This is a genomic window from Thauera aminoaromatica (assembly GCF_000021765.1).
GTDB classification, from domain to species: domain Bacteria; phylum Pseudomonadota; class Gammaproteobacteria; order Burkholderiales; family Rhodocyclaceae; genus Thauera; species Thauera aminoaromatica.
On record NC_011662.2, the window covers coordinates 1,508,804 to 1,530,857 of the forward strand.

Genomic DNA, 22,054 nt, shown 5'->3' on the forward strand with positions numbered 1-22,054 from the left:
GCGTCGTGGACGCCCGGGGGCTCAGCGGCTGCGCTCGGCCGCCTGCCGGGCGGCCTCTTCGGCGGCTTCGAGCGACAGGGCCTGCGCGCGCCGGAGCTCGTCCGCGTCGAGCTTGACCGCGATGCTGTCGCGCTCCTGCACGCCGTCCATGTTGAGCAGGGCGGCTGCGCGATTGAACCACACATAGGCCTGCACCGCATCCCGTTCGACGCCGATCCCGCTGCGATGCAGGCGGCCGAACTCCACCATGCCCTCGGGATCGCCCGCATGCGCCGCCTGGTTCAGCCAGCGCGCGGCGAGCTCGTAGTTCTGCGGCATGCCGATGCCGCTGCGGTAGAGCTTGCCGAGCAGCACCATGGCACCGGTGTGGCCGCCTTCGGCAGCCTCGCGCAACTGGCTCACCGCGCTGGCGGACACTTCGCGGCCGCGCGCGGTGTCGAGCAGCGCGGCACGTGCGGCGCGGAAGCGGGCGTCGAGCGCGTCCGCCGGCGCCGAGGGCTCGGCCGCGGCGGATCGGGTCTCGCCCGGCGCATCGCCGGACTCGTCGAGGTCCAGCATGCGCACGCTCGCGATGCCGATGCCCAGGAGCAGCAGGGCCGACAGGATCCCCACCACCAGCGGCCATCTGCTGCGCGGCCGGAGCGCGTCGTCGGGAGCCAGGAAGCGCTGGTCGCAGGCCAGGCAGCGCCAGGGGTGCAGCCCGGGATGGCCGGCGTGTTCCTCGTGCGAGCGCCAGCGCGAACGCCGGCAGTCGGTGGATCCGCAGGCCGGGCAGGCCGGATGGGCGCGAGTGCTCATGCGCGCTCCCCGCTCAGCTCTTCCAGAACCACAGGATCGCGATGACGGCGATCGTCAGCAGCAGGGTGCTGCCGCCCACCGCGGCGACGATCGGGTTGTCGCGCAGCAGGCGGCGCGGCTCCGGGGCGTGGAAGCGGTGCACGCAGGACATGCAGCGCCATGCGCGCTCGCCCGGGTGGGCGAGGCGCTCGTCCGCGGATTTCCACGGGGACTCGCGGCAGTCGGTTCCGTCGCAACGCGGGCAGGTGGGCATGGTGATCGCTCGGGCGTGCCGTGGTCGCAGGGCGGGCTGCGCACCGTTTCTGAAGATTTTCTCGATTATATAGAGCGTCTGCGTCCAGGAAACGATCGACGGATCACACCGAGCGCAAAAAAGGGCAGCCCGCAGGGCTGCCCTTTTTTGCTGAATATGACGTTTGCGCGATGCCCGTGCGCGCGCTCAGCCGCAGGTCCCGACCGCGCCGCAGGCGGTGCAGAAGTCGCAGCCGTCCTTGCGGATCACGGTGTGGTTGCCGCATTCGTTGCACAGCGCGCCCTGCATCAGCTTGGGCTCGTTGTCGTCGCGCGGCGACTCCAGGATGCCCATCTCGCGCGTCGGGTAGCCGCGCTCGTCGAGCACGCCGAGCATGGCGTAGCGGTGGATGATGAGCTGCGCCAGGTAAGCCACGGTGCTGGGCCAGTTCTGCTGGCGGCGGGTGCCGGGCACGAAGGCCATGAAGTCGCCGAGCGGCTCGGGGTAGTCGAGGAGCTTGCGCAGCTTCATGCCGATCCAGGCCGGGTCCATGACGCGCATGTCGAGCGACAGGATGCGGGTCAGGCCGTCCAGCGCGCGCGGATAATTGCCCGACAGCCACACCGAGTACGGGCGGGTGACGCCGTCCGGCAGGGTGATTTCCTTGAGGCCGAGCACGAAGTCTTCGCCGGTGGCCGGGTTGTAGATGTCCACCGTCCACGACAGCGTGCCGTCGGTGCCGGTCTTGGGTTCTTCCAGGCTGAACAGCGTGTCGAGGACGCCGTTGCTCTCGTCTTCCTTGTCGAACACGCCGAGCTTCTCGCAGCGGTAGTTCACCACCTGGGCGAAGGCCGACACCACGCCGGGCACCAGCTTCTTCTCGCCGTGCGGCGGGAAGGGCATCTCGAAGGAGCGCTCGCCCACGGTGCGGGCCAGGGTGTCGAGCTTGAGCTTGAGCCAGCCGCGGTCGTTGGCGCGCATGTCCATCGACAGGGTCTTGGCCACCGCACCCAGGCCGCGCGGCTGGTCGGCGCCATTGACCCACACCTCGAACGGGAAGCTGCCGCCGTTGTTGCCCACCTGGCCGACGAAGAGCGCGAAGCCGCCGGTCGGGGTGTTGAGCATGTAGGTCCACGCCAGGTTGCCGTCGGGCAGGTCCGGGCGGCCGGGCCAGCGCAGGCTGGACAGCACCGGAGCGGGCAGGTTCTTGATCGACAGGCGCTTGTTGGCGTCGGCGATCTCGACGTCGTGCGGCTGCTTCTGCTCGGCGGTCGGGGTGACCGACAGCACCGAACCCAGCACCGAGTTGGGACGGTAGGTGGCGAGCCCCTTGAGGCCGGCTTTCCAGGCGGTGAGGTAAAGATCCTCGAACTCGGCGTAGGGGTAGTCCTCGGGCACGTTCACCGTCTTGGAGATGGACGTGTCGACGTAGGGCGCGACCGCGGCGACCATGTCCTTGTGGGCCTGCGCGGAGATCTCCAGCGCGGTGACGAAGGACTGCGGCAGCTTGTCGACGTTGCCGCCGAGGTGCTTGTACAGACGCCAGGCGTAGTCCTCGACCGCGTACTCCTTGAAGGTGCCGTCGGCCATGCGCTTGCGCCGGGTGTACGTATAGGAGAAGGGCGGCTCGATGCCATTGGAGGCGTTGTCGGCGAAGGCCAGGCTGATCGTGCCGGTGGGGGCGATCGACAGCAGGTGCGAGTTGCGGATGCCGTGCTTGCGGATCTTGTCCTTCACATCGGCCGGCAGGCGCGAGGCGAAGTTGCCGCCCGACAGGTAGAGGTCGGCGTTGAAGAGCGGGAAGGCGCCGCGCTCGCGGGCGAGCTCGGACGAGGCCAGGTAGGCGCGGTTGCGCATGAACTCGGAGATCTTGCGCGCTTCCTCGCGCGCCTCGGCGGTGTCGTAGCGCTGGCCGAGCATGATCAGCGCGTCGCCCAGGCCGGTGAATCCGAGGCCCACGCGGCGCTTGGACTGCGCCTCGGCGTGCTGCTGCGCGAGCGGCCAGTGGGTGACCTCGAGCACGTTGTCGAGCATGCGGATGGAGACGTCGACCACCTTGCCGAAGCCGGCATAGTCGAACTCGGCCTTGTCGCCGAAGGGGTTCTTGACGAAGAGCGTGAGGTTGATCGAGCCCAGGCAGCAGCAGCCGTAGGGCGGCAGCGGCTGTTCGGCGCAGGGGTTGGTGGCCTCGATGGTCTCGCAGTAGTACAGGTTGTTGTCCGCGTTCATGCGGTCGAGGAACAGGATGCCCGGCTCGGCGTGGTCGTAGGTCGAGCGCATGACCTGGTCCCACAGCTCGCGCGCGCGCACCTTGCGGTACACCCACATGCCGTCGTCGCGCTGGTAGGCGCCGGCGGCCTTCACCTCTTCGGTGGGCTCGGCCTTGTGCACCAGCTCTACGTCGCCGTCGGCCTCGACCGCCTGCATGAAGGGATCGGTGACGCCGACCGAGATGTTGAAGTTGGTGAGATCGCCTTCATCCTTGGCGTGGATGAATTCCTCGATGTCGGGGTGGTCGCAGCGCAGCACGCCCATCTGCGCGCCGCGGCGCGCGCCGGCGGACTCCACCGTCTCGCACGAGCGGTCGAACACGCGCATGTAGGACACCGGGCCGGAGGCGTTGGAGGCCGTGCCCTTGACCAGCGCGCCCTTGGGACGGATGGACGAGAAGTCGTAGCCGACACCGCCACCGCGGCGCATGGTCTCGGCGGCCTGGGCGAGCGCGGTGTAGATGCCGGGGCGGCCATCGACCGCCTCGGTGACCGAGTCGCCGACCGGTTGCACGAAGCAGTTGATCAGCGTGGCGGCGAGCGTGGTGCCGGCGGCGCTGTTGATGCGACCGGCGGGCACGAAGCCTTTCTCCTGCGCCTCGAGGAACTTCGCCTCCCAGTGGGCGCGCTTGTCCTCGGCTTCGACTGCAGCCAGCGCGCGCGCGACGCGGCGACGCACTTCGGCGACGGTCTGTTCATCGCCCTTGGCGTACTTCTCGACGAGCACCTCGCCGGAGATTTCCTGCATCGGCAGGTTGGCGGCGGAGGCTTTGACGGTGTTCTGGGTGGACGCGCTGGTGGTCTCGCTCATGGTCTTTTTCTTCCTCCGTGGTGGGTCTTGGGACGGACGGAAGGATAGCGCGGAACGAGTGCTGGTGCAAAAAAATAAAAATGTAAAAAAACAATGACTTATATAATCTCTTTGTATTTCATGATTTTGCAGGGCACTACATGTAGTAGCTTCCGAAGTGGGGTTTTTGGGCTGGAATCCCAGTCTCCATGCGGGTTTGCGCCACGCTGCGGCCCCTACCTGCGTGGGAAGAACAGCGACAGGTAGGCGGCGAAATCGATCTCCGCACCTTCGCGCAGGCCCGCCAGGCGCTCCGCCTCGAGCCCGAGCAGGCCCCAGGTCTCGGGCGCGACGCGGGCGGCGGCGGCGCTGCTCGGGAGGTCCAGCTCGTCGGCCTCGGCGATGCGGCGGGCGAGGTTGATGGTTGCCGCCTCGGCGGCGTAGGCGCCGCCCAGGCGCGGCAGCATCTGCGCGCCCACCGCGGTGCCGAAGCGGTCGGGCAGTTGCCAGCGGTCGAGCAGGGCGGCGCCGAGTTCCGCGAAGTCGCAGCCGACCAGGCGACGCTCGGCGGCGTCGAGCGCCTCGTCGCCGGCTTGCGCCGCAAGGCGCGCGGCGGCGGCGAGCTCGGGCACGGTCTGGTACATCACCAGGTGGCCGGTGTCTGCGAGCACGCCGATCAGGAACAGGCGTTCGCCGGCGGTGAGGCCGGCGGCGATCCCGGCCGCGCGCGCGGCCAGTCCGGTGAGCAGGCTGTTGCGCCAGAAGCGCCGCATGTCGAGGCGGGCGGGGCGGACGCCGGCGAAGATGCCCTGCAGGGACATCGCCAGCACCAGATCGTGCACCTGCTGCAGGCCGAGCAGCGCGACCGCGCGCACGATGTCCTCGACGCGGCCGCGCTGGCCGAACAGGGGGCTGTTGACCAGGTGCAGCAGGCGGGCCGAGAGCGCGGGGTCGGCGGAGACCAGGCGGGCGACGGTGACGACCGAGCCGGCCGGCGACTCGAGTTGTTCGCGCACGCGCATGTAAACATCGGGCAGCGAGGTCAGCGCCTCGATCTGGCTGACCAGTTCCTGGGCGGAGTGCATTGTCGGGGTCCTGTGGATCGGGGGAGGGGCTCAGCCGGCATCGCGTGCGCGCGGCGTACGTGGGGTGAAGACCAGCGGCTGCGCCGGCGGCAGCTCGGGTTGCAGGGTGGCGTGCTCGATGCCGAAGCGGCTGCGCAGCAGGGCGCGCTCGGCCGCCAGCACCGTCGGCCAGCGCGCCGCGTCGGCGAGCACGACATGGGCGGAGAGCGCGCTGCGGTTTGAATCCAGGCTCCAGATGTGGAGGTCGTGCACCGAGCGCACGCCCTCGACGCCCGCCATCGCGTGACCGACTTCGGGCAGCGACAGGCCGTCGGGCACGCCCTCGAGCAGGGTGTGGACCACCTGGCGCAGCAGCGCCAGCGTGGAGTACAGGATCAGGCCGCAGATCAGCATGGTGAGCAGCGGGTCGATCGGCATCCAGCCGGTGTACAGGATCACGATGCCCGAGGCGAGCGCGGCGACCGAGCCGAGCAGGTCGCCGATCACGTGCAGCAGCGCGCCGCGGGTGTTGAGATCGCCCTCGCCGCGGGTCAGCAGCCAGGCCACGGCCAGGTTCAGCACCAGCCCGCCGAGCGCGACCAGGATCACCGCCTCGCCGGCCACCGCGCGCGGCTCGAGCAGGCGCTCGACCGCGTGCCACACCAGGCCGCCGACGATCACCAGCATGAAGAGCCCGTTGGCGAGCGCGGCGAGCGCCTCGACCCGGCGCAGGCCGTAGGAGTGGCGGGCGCTGGCCGGGCGCAGCGCGATGCGCGCGGCGAGCGCCGCCAGCCCGAGCGAGGCCGCGTCGGTGAGCATGTGGCCGGCGTCGCCGAGCAGGGCGAGCGAGCCCGACCACCACCCGGCGATCGCCTCGACCGCGGCGAAGCCGAGCGTGAGCACGAGCGCGAGCGGCAGGAAGCGGCTCGCGGAGTGGTCGTGCGCGTGATGAGGGGGGTGGGCGTGACCGGCTTGATGCGGGTATGCGTGGCCGTGTGCGGGGTCGCCGTGTTGGTGGTCGTGCTCGTTGTGGGCGTGGTGGTCGTGCTGATGACCGTGATGGGTGTGCATCGCAGCGCTTCCTCGAGGGCTTCAGCGGATTATGCCTGTGGCGCAGTCGGTCCCGACACCTCCGGCATCCGCGGCGGGCCGCGGCGCGCGTCCACACCCTTCGGGGACTCAGCGATGCAGCAGCCCCGAGAAGCGCTCCACCACCTCGACGACCTCGGTGGCGCCGTTGTGGATGCCGTCGATGACCTCGCCGGCCTCGCGTGCCAAGCCGATGCTCGCGGTGGCGGTCTCGTGCATGCCGTGCACCCGCGAGATCGCTAGGTGGGTGGCGTCCTGCACGGTGGAGATCATGGCGCTGATCTCGGTGGTGGCCTTGGAGGTGCGCTCGGCGAGCTTGCGCACCTCGTCGGCGACCACCGCGAAGCCGCGGCCGTGCTCGCCTGCGCGGGCGGCCTCGATCGCCGCGTTGAGTGCGAGCAGGTTTGTCTGGTCGGCGATCTCGCGGATGGTGTTGACGATGGTGGTGATGCGCCCGGTCTCGTCGCCGAGCTGGCCGAAGGTGTGCGCGGCATCCTCGGCGCTGTTCGAGATCGCCACCATCTGTGCGGTGGCGCGCGCGATCACGTCGGTGCCGCGCTCGGCGAGGTGGGCGTTGTCGCGGGCGCGTTCGAGCGCGGCGGCGGAGTTGGCGACCTCTTCCTCGAGCGCCTCGACGCGGGGGCTGATGTCGGCGGCGAGCTTGATGAACTTGCAGGGGCGACCGGACGCATCGAACACCGGGTTGTAGCTGGCCTCGAGCCAGACCGTGCGGCCGTTGCGCGCCACGCGGCGGAAGCGGCCGGAGAAATATTCGCCGTGGCGCAGGCGCTCCCAGAACTGCGCGTACTCGGGCGTCGCAGCGTCCTCGGCGGCGCAGAACAGGCGATGGTGGCGGCCAAGCACCTCGTGGCGGGCGTAGCCCATGGTGGCGAGGAAGTTGTCGTTGGCGGCGAGGACCTTGCCGTCGAGGTCGAATTCGATCATCGCCATCGAGCGCTCGATCGCCGACAGCATGGCGCGGTGCTCGGCGCCCTCGCGGACTTGGGCGGTGATGTCGGTGGCGAGCTTGACCACGCGCAGCACGCGGCCGTCGGGGCCGAATACGGGGTTGTAGGTGGCCTCGAGCCACACCGGCTCGCCAGTGGCGTCGCGGCGCTCGAAGCGCCCGCTCACCGGCTCGCCGCGGCGCAGGCGCTGCCAGTGCGCGAGGTAGTCCGACGAATTCGCGTAGGCCTCGTCGCAGAACATGCGGTGGTGCTGCCCGAGCACCTCTTCGCTGCGATACTTCATGGTCGCGAGGAAGAGCTCGTTGGCGAACAGCACGGTACCGTCGGGTGCGAACTCGATGCGGGCGGTGGCGCGGTCGATCGCCTCGATCACCGCCTGGCGTGCGGCGAGCTCGGCCTGTTGTTCCTGGAGGGTGCTCTTGAGCTTGCGGTTGAACATGGTCTGGTGGCCGTCGTCGGGAGTCGCGATGACGGGCGGCCGCAGGCCGCCTGTCCGGATGCGCGGCGTGTCGGGCTGGAAGGCGGCGGGGCGTCCGCGCCGGACACGGGGCGTGCCCGGTATAACGGCGCGCGGGGGTCTTTCTTTACATCATGTCGAAATGCGTATGAAGAAATCGATCGGGCAGCGACAACGAGGCATTCGCCTGCTGAGCTGGAACATCCAGTGGGGGCGCGGGGCGGACGGGCGGGTGGATCTGGCGCGTACGCGCGAGGCGATCCGCGCCGCCGGGCCGCTCGACCTGATCTGCCTGCAGGAGGTGGCGAGCAATTTTCCCGGCCTCGCCGGCGGTGCGCGCGAGGACGAGCCGGCCTTCTTCGCCGAGGCCTGTGCGGATTTCGAGCCGGTGTTCGGCGCGGGTATGGACGTGCCCGACGGCGACGGCGGGCGGGCGCGCTTCGGCAACCTGCTGCTGTCGCGCCTGCCGGTGGGGCAGGTGTTCCGCCACCTGCTGCCATCGCCCGCCGACCCCGCCTGTCCGGCGATGCAGCGGGTGTGCGTGGAGGCGGTGGTGGAGGCGCCCTGGGGGCCGCTGCGGGTGATGAGCACCCACCTCGAGTATTACTCCGCGCGCCAGCGCCGCGCCCAGGTCGAGGCCTTGCGCGCGCTGCAGGCCCAGGCGGCGGACCTGGCGCGGTTGCCGGCGGCGGGCAAGGAGTCCAACCCCGCCTTCGCCGCGCGCCCGCGTCCGGCCTCGGCGGTGCTGTGTGGGGACTTCAATTGCGAACCGGGCTCGGCCGAATACCTCGCGCTGCAGCGTCCGCTACCCGCGTCCGAGCTCGCACCGGACGCCGAGCGCCCGCACTGGGTGGACGCGTGGGCGGTCGCGCACGGCGCGCGGGCGCATGCGCCCAGCGTCGGGCTGCACGGTGCGGAGTGGCCCGACCGCAGTTATTGCTGCGACTTCTTCTTCGTGACTGCCGACCTCGCGCCGCGGGTGCGCGCGGTCGAGGTGCTCGCGGACACCGCGGCTTCGGATCACCAGCCGGTGGTGCTGGAGCTGGGCGCGTAAGACGAGAGGAGCGCGGCAGGGGAGACGACCGCCCGGCCGGGCTCAGTCGGTCCCGAGCAGGGCCCGCACCACGGCGGTCGGGGCCTCTTCCTGCATCGCGTGGCCGCAGCCTGCCAGCTCCACCAGCCTCACTTCGCCGCCGCCGGCGCGCAGGGCCTCGTGCAGCGGGCCGATGGCCTTCACCGGGGTCATGCGGTCGAGCGCGCCGCACAGCAGCAGGGTGGGGCAGTCGCGGCGCGTGGCGGCGGCCAGCGCGTCCTGCCAGGCGTTGCAGGCCGCGAGGTCGCGCGCGAGCGTCTCGCTGCCGTTGCGTTCCATGCGCTCGCGGTTGCCGGCCTCGAGCGTGCGTCGGCGGTCCTCGCCGAGCACTTCGGCGGGGGCGAAGGAGAACTTGTTGATCAGCGCGTGGGCCTGCGCCGGGTCGCTGCGCGCGGCATCGAGCAGGAAGGGCGCGACCGGCATCGGCGCGAGGCTGCCGAGCAGGTGCAGGCGTGCGATGCGCCCCGGCGCGGCAGCCGCGGCGGCCAGTGCGACCAGCGAGCCCATGCTGTGCCCGGCGAGTTCGAAGCGTTCGAGGCCGAGCGCGTCGGCGAAGGCGAGCACCCACGCCGCCATGGCGTCGACCGCGCCGGGGGCCTCGCCTTCCGAGTCGCCGTGGCCGGGGAGGTCGGGGACGATCACCCGGCGGCCGGCGGCGGCAAGCCCGGCGGCGACCGCTTGCCAGACGCCGCGGTCGTGTCCGGCGCCGTGGATCAGAAGGATCGCCGGCGCGGCGGCGGGGCCGGACTCGTCGAAGGCGGCGCGGCGGCCGTCGAACTGGAGGGTCTGGGTCATGGGCGTGTTCTTGGAGGGTTCGGGACCGCGGACGGGCGCAGGCGTCCTGGAGGGGGCTCTGCGAAGCCGAGCCTGCCGCGTGCGGGTTCAGGCGGCCGGACGTTCAGCCGGCCGGATGGAGTGTCGAGCCGGCGGGTTGTTCAGGCACCGTGGCAGTCAGGCATATTCGTCGGGGTCGAGCAGGTGCTCGATCGCGACGATGCGGTCCTTGAGTGCGAGCTTGCGTTTCTTGAGCCGGCGCAGCATCAGCTCGTCCTCCACCGGGTTGTCGGCGAGGCGGGCGATCGCGTCGTCGAGGTCGCGGTGCTCGAGGCGCAACTCGTCCAGCCGCTGGCGCAGGCTGGTCACCTCGTCGAAGCTCTCCCCGGTCATGCTCGTTCCCCTCGCTTGCGTGCCGACCATGGGCGAAGTGCCGGGCAGCATCGTTTTGTCCCCAATGGTATGTGGCAGCGCGGGGGAAGACAACCTGCGCCGGTGTGGAAGGCCGGTGCGCTCAACCCGCGAGCCGGCGCGCCAGCGTGTCTGCTTCCAGCGGGCGGCTGAAGTAGTAGCCCTGCAACAGGTCGCAGCCGGCGGACCGCAGGAAACCCACCTGCTCGGCGGTCTCCACCCCCTCGGCGACGGTCTGCAAACGCAGGCTGCCGGCGAGCGCGATGATGCCGCGTACGATGGCGGCACTATCCTCGTCCTGTGCCGCGTCTTGCACGAAGCTGCGGTCGATCTTGAGCTGGTCGAGCGGAAAGCGGCGAAGGCAGGCGAGCGAGGAGTGGCCGGTCCCGAAATCGTCGACCGACACGCTGACGTCGAGGGCCTTAAGGGTGGACAGGACCCGGGCGGCCTGACCGACGTCGCGCATGACCATGCTCTCGGTGATCTCGAGCTTGAGGAGGCGCGCGGGCAGGCCCGCTGCGGCCAGGCAATGGCGGATATGCGCGGCGAGTCCCTCATCGTTGAACTGGCGTGCCGAGAGGTTGACGGCCACCTGCATCTCGCGGCCCAGGTCGAGCCAGCGGCGTGCCTCGCGGCAGGCTGCGAGCAAGACCCAGCGGCCCAGCGCGAGGATCATCCCGGTCTCTTCTGCGAGGGGGATGAACTCGCCCGGCGGCGTGATCGTGCCGTTCTCGTCGCGCATGCGCACCAGCGCCTCGGCGGCGACCATGCGAGCGCCGGCGGCCTCATGTACCGGCTGGTAGTGGAGAACGAACCCGTCCTGGGCGATCGCCTGGCGCAGCCGGCCCTCCATCTCGAGCTTGCGGACCGCTTCGGCATTCATGTCGGCGGTGTAGAAGTGGAATGCGTTGCGGCCGGCGTCCTTGGCACGGTACATCGCGGCGTCGGCGTTGCGCAGCAGGGCTTCGAAGCCGTCGTCGTCGTCGGGAAACACGCTCGCCCCGATACTCGCCGAGATCTTGATTTCCCTCCCGAGCACGATGAGAGGCTGGCCGATCGCGCGCAGGATCCGGCCTGCGACCAGCGATGCGGCCTGTGCGCCGGCAAGGTCGGTGAGCAGGACGACGAATTCGTCGCCGCCGATGCGCGCCACGGTGTCGCAGGCATCCACGCAGTCCCGAATGCGGCCGGCGATCTCCTTCAGGGCCTGATCGCCGGCGTCGTGGCCGAGGCTGTCGTTGATGCGCTTGAAATTGTCCAGATCGAGCAACAGCAGGACGAGCGCTCGACCGTCCTGGCGCGCGAAGGCGATGGCCTGGCCGACGCGGTCGCGCAGCAGGTTGCGATTCGCCAGGCCGGTGACCGGGTCCTCGTTGTTCTGGCGCTCGAGGGCTTCCTCGTAAGCGATGCGCTCGCTGATGTCGTTGATGACGCCGACGAAGTGCGTCACCGTTCCCGCCGAGTCGCGCACCGGTGCGAGGCTCAGCTCGTTCCAGAACGGGCTGCCGTCCTTGCGGTGGCTACGCAACACGACCTCCGCCTCGCGCTGCGCCTTCACTGCAGCGCGGACCTCCGCGAGGCCGCGCTGCAGGGGGTCGGCGCCGACCAGGAAGCCGGGATTTCGTCCGAGTGCCTCGGCAGCGCTGTATCCGGTGATCCGCTCGAAAGCCTTGTTGACGTGGATGAGCGGGTTTCCCGGCTGGCGCGCATCGGTGATCATGATGCCGTTGGCGGACGCCTCGACGGCCCGACCAAGCAGACGGGCGGCTTCCTCCGCGCGCTGACGGCGTGCCTCACGCTCGAAATTGGCCAGAGCGAATGCGACGTCTTCGGCCATCTCGGTAATGAGTCCGGTCATTTCCTCGTCGAAGAATCCCCTTTCGCCTGCGTACAGCACGAAGCAGCCGCTCATCCGCCCGTCCTGCACCAGTGGTATCGCGATCGCCGCACGCAGGCCGGCCGCTTCCAGTTCGTCATGGATGGGGGCGAGCGCCGGGTCGTCCTGCAGCGAGTTTTGCAGGTAGGTCGTGCCGCGGGCGACCGCGATCTCGACCGGCGTGCGGGCCGTGGCGTGCGGGCTCAGCAGGGCGAGGCGTTCGACCCAGGGCAGGTGGCTGCCGTGATGGGCGGCCGCGCGGATCCCGTCGCCCGCGGTATTGAGCAGGCCGATCCATGCCGCCGACAGGCCCCCGCGCTCGATGGCGATGCGGCACGCGGTCGCCAGCAGCGCGGGTGCCGCGGTGGCATGGACGATGGCGTGGTTGGTTTCGCTGAGCGCGGCGTAGAGTCGGTTCAGGCGGCCGAGGCGGCTCTCGGCGCGCTGGAGCTCGGCGACGTGGACCTCGAGTTCGGCGCTGCGCTGTTCGAGCTTGGCGACGAGCACCTCGTTGTACTCCCGCAGCACGACCGTCTCGTCGGCGCGTGGACTGGCGGCGACCCGGCCGCCTTCGTCCGCGCGCGCGAGGGCGTTCGCGACGACCTCCATGAAGGCCTCCGGCTCGGCGGGCTTGACGATGAAGGCGTCGGCGCCGAGGTCGAGGGCGAGCTTCTCGTCGCGCGGCTCGGTGTAGGTGGCCGTATAGACGATGAACGGGATCGATGCGAGCCCGGGGTCCGCCTTCCATTCGCGCAGCAAGGTGTAGCCGTCCATGACCGGCATCAGCAGGTCGCTGACGATCACGTCGGGCCGCTGCGTCCGGGCCCGTGCGAGCGCTGCGCTGCCGTTCTCCGCCTCGCTGACCGCGAATCCGTGCCCCTGCAGCAGGGCGCGCAGCAGGTAGCGGTTGTCGCTGCGGTCGTCGACGATCAGCGCGTGCCTCATGTGTCGTCTCCGGTGTGGTAGCGCTCGACCTCGTCGGCGAAGCGTTCGGGATCGATCGGTTTCTCGATGTAGCCGGTGCAGCCTGCGGCCAGGCACTGCTCGCGGTCGCCCGGCATCGCGTAGGAGGTGACGGCGATGATCGGCACGTGCGCGAGGCGGGGGTTCTCGCGCAGCCCGCGGGCCACCGCGTAGCCGTCCATGCCCGGCAACTGGATGTCGAGCAGGATGATCGCCGGGTCGGTACGGTCGGCGATGAGCAGCCCGCTCGGCCCGTCCTCGGCCTCGCTCACCTGCCAGCCCCGCGCGTCGAGCAGGAAACGCGCGAGGTAGCGGTTCTGGGCGTTGTCTTCGATGAGGAGGATGCGCTTGTTCATGTTCCGGTTCCTGCGCTCGCCGCAACGGTCTCGTACGGCAAGGTGACGGTGAAGCGGCTGCCCCGCCCCGGTTCGCTGTCGACGGTGATCTCCCCGCCCATCAAGGCGACCAGGCGCTTGCAGATGGTCAGCCCGAGCCCGGTGCCCTCGTGCTGGCGCGACAGTGTGCTGTCGATCTGGCGGAAGGGCTGGAAGAGCAGTTCGAGATCCTCGTGGCGGATCCCCATGCCGGTGTCGGCGACACAGAGGCGGACCGCCGGCCGGCCCGCGCGCTCCGGGCCGGCGTCGGCGGCGTGCTGCGATTCGAGCTCGAGGGTCACCGTGACCCGGCCGTGTTCGGTGAACTTGATCGCATTGGTGAGCAGGTTGAGTGCGATCTGCTCGACCCGGCGCATGTCGCCGGTCATCACGAGCGGGCCCGTCATTCGCTCCACTTGGAGGCAGAGCCTCTTGCGCTCGGCGAGCGGGCGGACGATGGCTGCGACCTTGTCGATCGAGGCCGCGATGTCGAAGGCTTCATGCGCGATGCGCAGTTCGCCCGCCTCGATCTTCGAGATGTCGAGGACGTCGTTGATCAGCGCAAGCAGGTGCCGGGCACTGTCCTGGACCATGCCGAGCTGGCGCGACTGTTCGTCGTTGAGCGGACCGGCGAGCCTCTGCAGCAGGATGCCGGTGAAGCCGATGATCGAATTGAGCGGCGTGCGCAACTCGTGGCTCATGGTGGCGAGGAAGGCCGATTTCAGTCGGTCGGCGGATTCCGCCGCATGCTTGGCGGCGAGCAGTGCGCAATTCGTCTCGGCCAACTCGGCGGTGCGTTCGGTGACGCGTTGTTCCAGGCGTTGGGCGAGCGCCTGTGCTTCGGCGTAGAGGCGTGCGTTGTCCATGGCGAGTGCGACCGGACCGCAGAGGTCCTCGACCAGCGCGAGCACGCGGCGAGGCGGGGTACGTTCCTCGCGGGTGTAGAGGCAGAGCATGCCGAGGGTGCGACCGCGCACCTCAAGCGGGAAAAATGCGTGCCGGAGCACGCCCTCCGGGCATACGTTGTCGCAGGGCCGCGGCGTGGAGCCGGCGTCGGCGAGGGCGTGTCCGCGTCCGCTGGCGACGGTGGCGAGGGTCGCCGCACACGCGGTGTCGCGCAGCGGGCCGCCGTCGGCGGCGCAGGCGGCCGGGGCGCAGTCGCCGACGCGCGCGCTCACCTCGAGCAGACCCGTGTCCGCATCCCGAAGGCAGGCGACGCCGCCACCGAAGCCGGTGAGGGCGAGGGCGGCACGGACGAGGTCCTCGAGCAGGCGGGGTGCGTCCGGGCGGGCGGTGGCATCGCGCAGGATACGGTTCGTGAGGGTGATCTCCTCGTTCCGTTGCGTGATCTCCGCAGTCTTTTCCTCGACTTTGCGACGCAGCATCCAGACCCATAGCGCGCCTGCCGCGAGCAGGCTGAGCGCCAGCAGGGCGGCGCTGCCGACCCAGGTGGGAAGCACGGTTCGCGGGCTTTCGGTTTGTACTGCCCAGCGCGCGATCGAGCGGAAGAAGATCGAGTCCGGGTCGCCCTTCATCGCGACGAGGTGGCGGTCGATGGCGGCGAGCAGTGCCCTGTCGCCGCCCGCGCGTGTCGCGAAGTAGAGCCGCGAGGGGCTGAAGATGATCGCGGTGTCGACCAGGCCGTATTGCGCGGCGTGGCGGACGCCGAAGAACCGGTTGGTGACGACCGCGTCCGCCTCGCCTGCCGCGACGGCGGCGAATGCGGCGGCGTACTCCGGGTAGGCCTGGAGCGTCGCAGAGAGGCTGAAGTTGACGAGCAGCTGGCGGAGATTGTCCATCTGAACCGACGCATCGAGCACGGCAATGCGCCGATTCCCCAGATCGGGCAGCGAGCGGATGGAACTGCCGGGGGCCGTGTAGACCTGGTGCCAGCTCGATAGCACCGGCTCGTCGTGGAAGGCGAGGCGCAACTCGCGTTCGGCGCTGCGGGCGACATCGGGCATCAGGTCGATCTCGCCTGCTTCGAGGCGCGCGAGGCCCTCGCTCCACGAGCCGGGAACATACTCGATGTGCCAGCCCTCGCGTGCCGCGATCGCCTCCAGGATGTCCGCGAAGATGCCCTCGCCCCGCCCGTCGGCCCCGATCGCGATCTTGGGGCTGTTCTGGTACAGCCCGACACGCACCGTCTGGGCTGCATCGAGCGCGAGGGGGAGCAGGGCAGCGAGGGTGACGAGCACGGCACGAAGAAGTCGTTCTCGCCAACTGCGCGAGGCAGGGGAGGCCGGATGCTGCGGAACTGGAACAACAAATGGATCGCCCATCGTCCTGTTCTCGTCACATGGGGACGGCGCAAGCCGGATCGCGCCGGGCCGGGTGCGAGCCCCCGAGCTTTACGCGATATGAATGCTGCCCATTATGGGCCACCGCATTGCTGCGCGATAGTTCGGATTGACGTGCGGTCGGCCGGGCGCGCACCGCGCCGGCGCCTCCGGCTCGCTGTGGGAAGGGCAGTCGAGCGGCCGGCACGTCAAGCGCAGCGTTCGGCCAAGGGGGCGAACCGCGTTGTCCTGACGGGTTAATATTCCCGCCGTAGTGGAGGGAAGACCAATTGAACAAGGCATTCGTGAAGGAAGATCCGGGCAACGACGAGGACGAGGAGCTGGCTCCTGGTCTGCGCCTGCCACCCGGCAGCAAGAACTACATGACCCGGCGCGGCTACGATGCGCTGCGCGTCGAGCTCGACCAGCTCGTGCGCGTCGAGCGCCCGAAGCTGGTCGAGACCGTGGCCTGGGCCGCGGGCAACGGCGATCGCTCGGAGAACGGCGACTACATCTACGGCAAGAAGCGCCTGCGCGAGATCGACCGCCGCATCCGCTTCCTGATCAAGCGCATCGAGAGCGCCGAGGTGGTCGATCCCGAGCGCCAGCAGGGCCTGGAGCAGGTCTTCTTCGGTGCGACGGTGAGCTTCAGCGATCTCGACACCGCGGAGGAGCAGACCCTGCAGATCGTCGGGGTCGACGAGGCCGACGCCTCGCAGGGGCGCATCAGCTGGATCTCGCCCCTGGCGCGTGCGGTGCTCAAGGCGCGCGTCGGCGACGTGGTGCGCTTCCACAGCCCGGCCGGCGTGCGCGAGATCGAGATCGGCGCGGTGGAATACCGCTGAACGGTGGAGTGGCATTCAGGCTGCAGGGTGCTCAAGTCGGGCCGAATGCTGCCGTTGACCGGACGAAGCGGTTGTACGCCCAGGCGACAGCCCTCCCGCAAAGTCTCCATTTCGTGGATGGTCCGGCAAGATGCGTTTCGAATCCCTCACCGTCGCCCGCCGCCTGGCGCTGATGCTGCTCGTCGCCCTCGCGGGCATGGTCCTGCTCGCGCTCGCGGCCTTGTACGAAAACCGCGACGACATGCGCGAGGGCTATGCGCGCAACGTGCGCAGCCAGATCGAACTGGCCACCGGGGTGCTCGCGCATTTCCACGCGCTGGAGCAGGCCGGCGTGCTCGACCGCGAGGCGGCGCAGAAGGCTGCGAAGGACACGCTGCGCGGGCTGCGCTACCAGAACAACGAGTACTTCTTCGTGCTCGATCTCGAGCTGAACATGCTGATGCACCCGCTGCGGCCCGCGCTCGAGGGCAAGCTCGCCGACCTGAAGGACAGCGCGGGCAAGCACTTCGTGCGCGAGATGGTGACGCTGGCGCGCGCGCAGGGGCAGGGCTTCGTGGACTACACCTGGCCGCGCTCGGGCGTCGCCACCGACCCGGCCCAGCCCAAGCTGAGCTACGTGAAGGCCTTCCCGTCCTGGGGCTGGGTGGTGGGCTCGGGCGTGTATGTGGATGACATCGATGCTGCCTTCAATGACGCGGCGCTGCGCTTCGGCGCCCTGGTCGCGGTTGTGCTCGTGCTGCTCGGGCTGATCGGCGTGTGGGTGATCCGCGGGGTCACCGGCGCGCTCGGTGGCGAGCCGGCCTACGCCGGCGCGATCATGAAGCGCGCCGCTGCCGGCGATCTGGCGGTGGACGTGGAGCAGCGCGGGCGGGGCGACAGCCTGCTCGGCAACCTCTCGAACATGCTCGCGCAGCTGCGCGCCATGATCGGCGCGATCGGCGGCAGCGCCTCGCGCCTGGGCGCGAGCGCGCGCGAGATCCACGCGGTGTCGCGCTCGGTGTCCGAGGCCTCGGTCTCGCAGACCGGCGCGACCGCGTCGATCGCCGCCGCCATCGAGGAGATGACCGTGAGCATCGAGCAGATCTCCGACAGTGCGCGCCTGGCCGAGCAGCATTCGAGCACCGCGGCCGGGCTCGCCGACGAGGGCGCCGGCAAGGCCGAGCGCGCGGCGCGCGAGATGCAGGCCATCGCCGCGCGCGTGGGCGACGCGGCGCAGAAGATCCAGCAGCTCGTGGCACGCGCCGACGAGGTCGGCACCATCGCCAACGTGATCAAGGAGATCGCCGGCCAGACCAACCTGCTCGCGCTCAATGCGGCCATCGAGGCCGCGCGCGCCGGCGAGCAGGGGCGCGGCTTCGCGGTGGTGGCCGACGAGGTGCGCGGCCTGGCCGAGCGCACCGCGGTGGCCACCGTGCAGATCGAGAAGGTGATCGAGGGCATCCAGAACGAGACACGCGCCACCGTGGGCGCGATGGCCGAGGTGTCGAGCCAGGTCGATGGCGGCGTGGCGCTGGTGGGCGACGCGACCGATTCGCTGCACCGCATCCGCAGCACCGCGGGCGAGGCGCTCGAGCGCATCCGCGAGGTGGCCTACGCCACCGGCGAGCAGAGCAGCGCCTCCACCGAGATCGCCCGCCAGGTGCAGACCATCACCGAGATGGCCGACGGCACCTCGGGCTCGATGCACAGCGTGGTGGTCGCGGCCGAGCAGCTGCAGGGCCTGGCCGCCGAGCTCGACGCCCTGGTCGGGCGCTTCCGCTGCTGATCCGCGGGGGGGGCGGTGGCGCTTGAAATCCGCCGCCGTGCCCCCAACTGCTGCTGCGTTTCGACAACCCCTCGACGGAGCAGCTTCCAATGTCCGAAGTCCACAACCCTTCGCAACCTTCCTCCCAGACGCTCGCCTTCCAGGCCGAGGTGAAGCAGCTGCTTCACCTGATGATCCACTCGCTGTATTCCAACCGCGAGATCTTTCTGCGCGAGCTCGTCTCCAACGCCTCGGATGCCTGCGACAAGCTGCGCTTCGAGGCGCTCGACAACGGCGCGCTGTATGAGGACGACAGCGAGCTGAAGATCCGCATCGGCTTCGACGCCGAGGCCAGGACGATCACCATCGCCGACAACGGCATCGGCATGAGCCGCGACGAGGCGATCGCCCACCTGGGCACCATCGCCAAGTCGGGTACCAAGGAGTTCTTCGGCAAGCTTACCGGCGACCAGAAGAAGGACGCCCACCTCATCGGCCAGTTCGGTGTCGGCTTCTACTCCGCCTTCATCGTCGCCGACAAGGTCACCGTGGTGTCGCGCCGCGCCGGGCTCCCTGCCGACCAGGGCGTGAAGTGGGAATGCTCGATGACGGGCGACGAAGCCGGCGCCTACACCGTGGCGCAGGTCGACAAGCCCGGGCGCGGCACGGAGATCACGCTGCACCTGCGCGAGGGCCAGGAAGACCTGCTGTCGTCGTGGAAGCTGAAGAGCCTGATCCGCAAGTACTCCGATCACATCGTGCAGCCGATCGTGATGAAGAAGGAGGAATGGAACGAGGAGCAGAAGAAGCAGGTCGTGACCGACGAGGACGAGACCGTCAACCAGGCCAACGCGCTGTGGACGCGCTCGAAGAACGACATCACGGACGACGAGTACACCGCCTTCTACAAGCACGTCGCCCACGACTTCGAGGACCCGCTGGCGTGGACGCACTCGCGCGTCGAGGGCCGCCACGAATACACGAATCTGCTCTACATCCCGAAGAACGCGCCCTTCGACCTGTGGGACCGCAACGCCAAGCACGGCATCAAGCTCTATGTGAAGCGCGTCTTCATCATGGACGACGCCGAGAAGCTGATGCCGACCTACCTGCGCTTCGTGCGCGGGGTGGTCGATTCGGCCGACCTGCCGCTCAACGTGTCGCGCGAGATCCTGCAGGAATCCAAGGACATCGACACCATCCGCGCCGGCTGCACCAAGAAGGTGCTGACCCTGCTCGAGAGCCTGGCCAACAGCGACGAGGCCGCGGACAAGGACAAGTACGCCGAGTTCTGGAAGGCCTTCGGCAAGGTGCTCAAGGAAGGCGTGGGCGAGGACTTCGCCAACAAGGACAAGATCGCCGGCCTGCTGCGCTTCGCCTCGACCAAGCTGGATACGCCCGACGAGGTGGTGTCGCTCGCCGACTACATCGGCCGCATGAAGGAAGGCCAGGACAAGATCTACTTCGTCACCGCCGAGACCTTCAACGCGGCGAAGAACAGCCCGCATCTCGAGGTCTTCCGCAAGAAGGGCATCGAGGTGCTGCTGCTCACCGACCGCGTCGACGAGTGGGTGACCGGTAACCTCACCGAGTTCGACGGCAAGGCGATGGTGTCGGTCGCCAAGGGCGGGCTCGACCTGGGCGCGCTGGAGGACGAGGCCGAGAAGCAGGAGGTCGAGAAGGCCGCCGACGAGTACAAGGAGCTGGTCGACAAGATGAAGGCGAGCCTGGGCGAGCGCGTCAAGGACGTGAAGGTGACGCTGCGCCTGACCGACTCCCCGGCCTGCCTGGTCGCCGACGAGCACGACCTCGGCATGAACCTCGCGCGCATCCTCAAGGCTGCGGGCCAGAACGCGCCGGTCTCCAAGCCCATCCTCGAGATCAACCCCAACCACCCGGCGGTGCTGCGCCTGAAGTACGAGGACAAGCACTTCGACGACTGGGCGGCGGTGCTGTTCGACCAGGCCCTGCTGGCCGAGGGCGGCACGCTCGACGATCCGGCCACCTTCGTCAAGCGCATCAACCAGCTGATGATGGCGATGAGCGGGAACTGATCCGGCTGCGGCCGGGCACTGCAAGCGCAACGGGCGGCGCGCCGAAGGGCGGCCGCCCGTTCGTTTCAGCTCAGTCGTGCAGGCTCCGCACGGGCTGCGCGAGTGCGCAGGCGCGCGCGCTCACCGCTGCGCGGCGCGGCGGGAGCGCGCGCAACTCAATTTTCGGGTGCGAACCCGTAGTACGAGCCGTACGCCGAGGGTGCGGGTGCGTAGGCGGCGACCTTGATCGCATCGGGCAGGCACACCGTGTCGGTGAAGCCGTCGATGCCGCGTGCGTCCTCGTGCCACCGCGCCTCGATCTCGCTCTCCGACAGGCCGTCGAGATGCAGATTGTGGTCGAGGCGGGCCGAGCGATATTCGAAGCCGGTGTCGTGGGCGATGAACAAGGTATGCGGGCAGGCGGTGATGCGCGTCTCGTCGCTGGGGTCGGCGCCCATCACGCGCACGCCGCAGAAGGGGCAATGCACGGGTGTGTAGTAGTAGGTCTCGAGTTCGGTTCTCTGGATGAGCCGGGTCATCGGGCTGTCCTCCATTCGTAGGGGTGATCGGTCGCGCTGCCGCTTTTCGGCAGGCCGAAAAGCAAAAAGGCCCGACTCTCGTCGGGCCTCTCGAGGCGATTGGCGCCGCAGGCGCCGGTTCGCGATGCAGCTCAGGCGGCGCGGATGTTGGACGCCTGCAGGCCCTTGGGGCCGGTGGTCACGTCGAACGTGACGCGCTGGCCTTCGGCGAGGGTCTTGAAACCCTGGCCCTGGATGGCGGAAAAGTGGGCGAAGAGGTCGTCACCACCCGCTTCCGGGGTGATGAAGCCGAAGCCTTTGGAATCGTTGAACCACTTCACGGTGCCGTTTGCCATGTCTTGAATCTCCTGAAAATGGGGAAAGCCCCCTGGTTGGGGCGAGGTTCAAGACAGCGAGGTACGACTTGAGGAAATACGGCCCGAGGAACCGGATATGCCGACAAATGAACTACATGACTTGAATATCGCTGCGGCGCAGTATGCGCGAAAGCTGCCCATAAAGATAGATATATTTTATTTTTCTTGTCCGTGGTGCCCCGGCAGCGTGGCCCGAGGCACGTCGAGGCTCGGCCCGGCAGGGTTTGTCCATTGGGGCAAACGATAGGTTGACGCCTCTCCGGGCGGCCGGAACACTGCCCGCAACAAAAAACGAACCCGGGCAGGAGACAGCCTTGAGCGAGTTCATTCTCGAAACCCGTGGACTCACCAAGGAGTTCAAGGGCTTCGTCGCCGTATCCAATGTCGACCTGAAGGTGCGGACGGGGCACATCCATGCCCTGATCGGCCCCAACGGCGCGGGCAAGACCACGGTCTTCAACCTGCTGACCAAGTTCCTGCCGCCGACTGCAGGCTCCATCCTGTTCGACGGCAAGGACGTCACCCGCGAGGCGCCGGCGGTGACCGCGCGCCGCGGCATGGTGCGCTCCTTCCAGATCTCGGCGACCTTTCCCAACCTGACGGTGCTCGAGAACGTGCGCATCGGCCTGCAGCGCAGGCTGGGAACGGAATTCCACTTCTGGCGCTCGGCGAAGTCGCTGGATGTCCTGAACGACGAGGCGATGGCCCTGCTCGAGGCGGTGGATCTCACCCGGTTCGCCGACACCGTCACCGCCGAGATGCCCTATGGCCGCAAGCGCGCGCTCGAGATCGCCACCACGCTGGCGCTCGAGCCCCGCATGCTGTTGCTCGACGAACCCACCCAGGGCATGGGGGGCGAGGACATCGCGCGCGTGGTCGAACTCATCCGCAAGGTGTCCGCCAACCGCACCATCCTGATGGTGGAGCACAACCTCTCGGTGGTCGCCAACCTGTGCGACCGCATCACCGTGCTCACCCGCGGCAGCGTGCTCGCCGAAGGCAGCTACGCCGAGGTGTCGAAGAACCCCAAGGTGCTCGAGGCCTACGTCGGCTCCGACGACATCGGCGACGCCCACCACTGATCCCCGCCCCCGAAACG

Annotated in this window: 18 protein-coding genes; 5 read left to right on the forward strand and 13 right to left on the reverse strand. The window is 69.1% G+C overall.

The genetic code is table 11. From position 1 onward, the window contains the following. Positions 1–21: 21 nt before the first annotated feature. The 6 genes from TMZ1T_RS06665 to TMZ1T_RS21730 form a co-directional block, all read right to left on the reverse strand. Positions 22–798, reverse strand: coding sequence for a tetratricopeptide repeat protein (locus tag TMZ1T_RS06665; RefSeq protein WP_012584983.1), 777 nt, complete (start codon positions 796–798; stop codon positions 22–24). Positions 799–811: 13 nt separating this feature from the next. Next, the gene (locus TMZ1T_RS06670) at positions 812–1,051 is read right to left on the reverse strand and encodes a hypothetical protein (RefSeq protein ID WP_012584984.1); all 240 of its coding nucleotides are present in this window, start codon (positions 1,049–1,051) and stop codon (positions 812–814) included. Between the two features lie 186 nt (positions 1,052–1,237). After that, a complete protein-coding gene (locus tag TMZ1T_RS06675) occupies positions 1,238–4,111 on the reverse strand; it encodes an adenosylcobalamin-dependent ribonucleoside-diphosphate reductase (protein ID WP_012584985.1) in 2,874 nt (957 codons plus the stop codon). Between the two features lie 215 nt (positions 4,112–4,326). Continuing rightward, positions 4,327–5,175: an HDOD domain-containing protein gene (locus TMZ1T_RS06680; RefSeq protein WP_012584986.1), complete on the reverse strand. Its 849-nt coding sequence runs from the start codon at positions 5,173–5,175 to the stop codon at positions 4,327–4,329. A gap of 30 nt (positions 5,176–5,205) precedes the next feature. After that, on the reverse strand, positions 5,206–6,225 hold the full coding sequence (locus TMZ1T_RS06685; RefSeq protein ID WP_012584987.1) for a cation diffusion facilitator family transporter: 1,020 nt from the start codon (positions 6,223–6,225) through the stop codon (positions 5,206–5,208). 108 nt (positions 6,226–6,333) lie between these two features. Then, entirely contained in the window at positions 6,334–7,650 is a 1,317-nt protein-coding gene (locus tag TMZ1T_RS21730) for a methyl-accepting chemotaxis protein (RefSeq protein ID WP_012584988.1), read from the reverse strand. Between the two features lie 166 nt (positions 7,651–7,816). Between TMZ1T_RS21730 and TMZ1T_RS06695 the strand changes: the two genes are divergently transcribed. Continuing rightward, positions 7,817–8,722: an endonuclease/exonuclease/phosphatase family protein gene (locus tag TMZ1T_RS06695; protein WP_012584989.1), complete on the forward strand. Its 906-nt coding sequence runs from the start codon at positions 7,817–7,819 to the stop codon at positions 8,720–8,722. A 42-nt stretch (positions 8,723–8,764) separates the two neighbouring features. Here the strand turns inward: TMZ1T_RS06695 and TMZ1T_RS06700 are convergent, their stop codons facing one another. The 5 genes from TMZ1T_RS06700 to TMZ1T_RS20235 all read right to left on the reverse strand — a co-directional run bounded on the left by TMZ1T_RS06700 (position 8,765) and on the right by TMZ1T_RS20235 (position 15,357). Then, positions 8,765–9,556 carry an alpha/beta fold hydrolase gene (locus tag TMZ1T_RS06700; RefSeq protein ID WP_012584990.1) on the reverse strand — a complete coding sequence of 264 codons (792 nt, stop codon included), beginning with the start codon at positions 9,554–9,556 and terminating at the stop codon, positions 8,765–8,767. 156 nt (positions 9,557–9,712) lie between these two features. After that, positions 9,713–9,928: a YdcH family protein gene (locus tag TMZ1T_RS06705; protein WP_012584991.1), complete on the reverse strand. Its 216-nt coding sequence runs from the start codon at positions 9,926–9,928 to the stop codon at positions 9,713–9,715. 121 nt (positions 9,929–10,049) lie between these two features. After that, positions 10,050–12,767, reverse strand: coding sequence for a two-component system response regulator (locus TMZ1T_RS20230; RefSeq protein ID WP_012584992.1), 2,718 nt, complete (start codon positions 12,765–12,767; stop codon positions 10,050–10,052). After that, positions 12,764–13,141, reverse strand: coding sequence for a response regulator (locus TMZ1T_RS06715; protein ID WP_012584993.1), 378 nt, complete (start codon positions 13,139–13,141; stop codon positions 12,764–12,766). The genes TMZ1T_RS20230 and TMZ1T_RS06715 overlap by 4 nt, the downstream gene beginning before the upstream one ends. Next, positions 13,138–15,357 (reverse strand): ATP-binding protein, encoded by a 2,220-nt coding sequence (locus tag TMZ1T_RS20235; RefSeq protein WP_049766900.1) that lies wholly within the window; start codon positions 15,355–15,357, stop codon positions 13,138–13,140. The genes TMZ1T_RS06715 and TMZ1T_RS20235 overlap by 4 nt, the downstream gene beginning before the upstream one ends. 371 nt (positions 15,358–15,728) lie before the next feature. Between TMZ1T_RS20235 and greB the strand changes: the two genes are divergently transcribed. The 3 genes from greB (at position 15,729) to htpG (ending at position 20,081) form a co-directional block, all read left to right on the forward strand. Then, positions 15,729–16,283 carry a transcription elongation factor GreB gene (gene greB / locus TMZ1T_RS06730; protein WP_012584995.1) on the forward strand — a complete coding sequence of 185 codons (555 nt, stop codon included), beginning with the start codon at positions 15,729–15,731 and terminating at the stop codon, positions 16,281–16,283. Between the two features lie 130 nt (positions 16,284–16,413). Then, positions 16,414–18,048, forward strand: coding sequence for a methyl-accepting chemotaxis protein (locus TMZ1T_RS06735; protein WP_012584996.1), 1,635 nt, complete (start codon positions 16,414–16,416; stop codon positions 18,046–18,048). Positions 18,049–18,137: 89 nt separating this feature from the next. Then, the gene (gene htpG, locus TMZ1T_RS06740) at positions 18,138–20,081 is read left to right on the forward strand and encodes a molecular chaperone HtpG (protein WP_004321400.1); all 1,944 of its coding nucleotides are present in this window, start codon (positions 18,138–18,140) and stop codon (positions 20,079–20,081) included. Between the two features lie 155 nt (positions 20,082–20,236). Here the strand turns inward: htpG and TMZ1T_RS06745 are convergent, their stop codons facing one another. Both TMZ1T_RS06745 and TMZ1T_RS06750 read right to left on the reverse strand, forming a co-directional pair. Then, entirely contained in the window at positions 20,237–20,599 is a 363-nt protein-coding gene (locus TMZ1T_RS06745; protein WP_004321398.1) for a hypothetical protein, read from the reverse strand. Between the two features lie 131 nt (positions 20,600–20,730). Beyond that, on the reverse strand, positions 20,731–20,934 hold the full coding sequence (locus TMZ1T_RS06750) for a cold-shock protein (RefSeq protein ID WP_004321396.1): 204 nt from the start codon (positions 20,932–20,934) through the stop codon (positions 20,731–20,733). Between the two features lie 335 nt (positions 20,935–21,269). Between TMZ1T_RS06750 and TMZ1T_RS06755 the strand changes: the two genes are divergently transcribed. Beyond that, on the forward strand, positions 21,270–22,037 hold the full coding sequence (locus tag TMZ1T_RS06755) for an ABC transporter ATP-binding protein (RefSeq protein ID WP_004321394.1): 768 nt from the start codon (positions 21,270–21,272) through the stop codon (positions 22,035–22,037). Positions 22,038–22,054 lie beyond the last annotated feature (17 nt).

Bases quoted from the DNA above. Each gene is read 5' to 3' on its own strand.
- TMZ1T_RS06675 (WP_012584985.1), bottom strand. From the start codon at position 4,111: ATGAGCGAGACCACCAGCGCGTCCACCCAGAACACCGTCAAAGCCTCC.
- TMZ1T_RS06665 (WP_012584983.1), bottom strand. From the start codon at position 798: ATGAGCACTCGCGCCCATCCGGCCTGCCCGGCCTGCGGATCCACCGAC.
- TMZ1T_RS06685 (WP_012584987.1), bottom strand. From the start codon at position 6,225: ATGCACACCCATCACGGTCATCAGCACGACCACCACGCCCACAACGAG.
- TMZ1T_RS06750 (WP_004321396.1), bottom strand. From the start codon at position 20,934: ATGGCAAACGGCACCGTGAAGTGGTTCAACGATTCCAAAGGCTTCGGC.
- htpG (WP_004321400.1), top strand. From the start codon at position 18,138: ATGTCCGAAGTCCACAACCCTTCGCAACCTTCCTCCCAGACGCTCGCC.
- TMZ1T_RS06715 (WP_012584993.1), bottom strand. From the start codon at position 13,141: ATGAACAAGCGCATCCTCCTCATCGAAGACAACGCCCAGAACCGCTAC.
- TMZ1T_RS21730 (WP_012584988.1), bottom strand. From the start codon at position 7,650: ATGTTCAACCGCAAGCTCAAGAGCACCCTCCAGGAACAACAGGCCGAG.
- TMZ1T_RS20230 (WP_012584992.1), bottom strand. From the start codon at position 12,767: ATGAGGCACGCGCTGATCGTCGACGACCGCAGCGACAACCGCTACCTG.
- TMZ1T_RS06670 (WP_012584984.1), bottom strand. From the start codon at position 1,051: ATGCCCACCTGCCCGCGTTGCGACGGAACCGACTGCCGCGAGTCCCCG.
- TMZ1T_RS06735 (WP_012584996.1), top strand. From the start codon at position 16,414: ATGCGTTTCGAATCCCTCACCGTCGCCCGCCGCCTGGCGCTGATGCTG.
- TMZ1T_RS06700 (WP_012584990.1), bottom strand. From the start codon at position 9,556: ATGACCCAGACCCTCCAGTTCGACGGCCGCCGCGCCGCCTTCGACGAG.
- TMZ1T_RS06695 (WP_012584989.1), top strand. From the start codon at position 7,817: ATGAAGAAATCGATCGGGCAGCGACAACGAGGCATTCGCCTGCTGAGC.
- TMZ1T_RS06680 (WP_012584986.1), bottom strand. From the start codon at position 5,175: ATGCACTCCGCCCAGGAACTGGTCAGCCAGATCGAGGCGCTGACCTCG.
- TMZ1T_RS06745 (WP_004321398.1), bottom strand. From the start codon at position 20,599: ATGACCCGGCTCATCCAGAGAACCGAACTCGAGACCTACTACTACACA.
- TMZ1T_RS06705 (WP_012584991.1), bottom strand. From the start codon at position 9,928: ATGACCGGGGAGAGCTTCGACGAGGTGACCAGCCTGCGCCAGCGGCTG.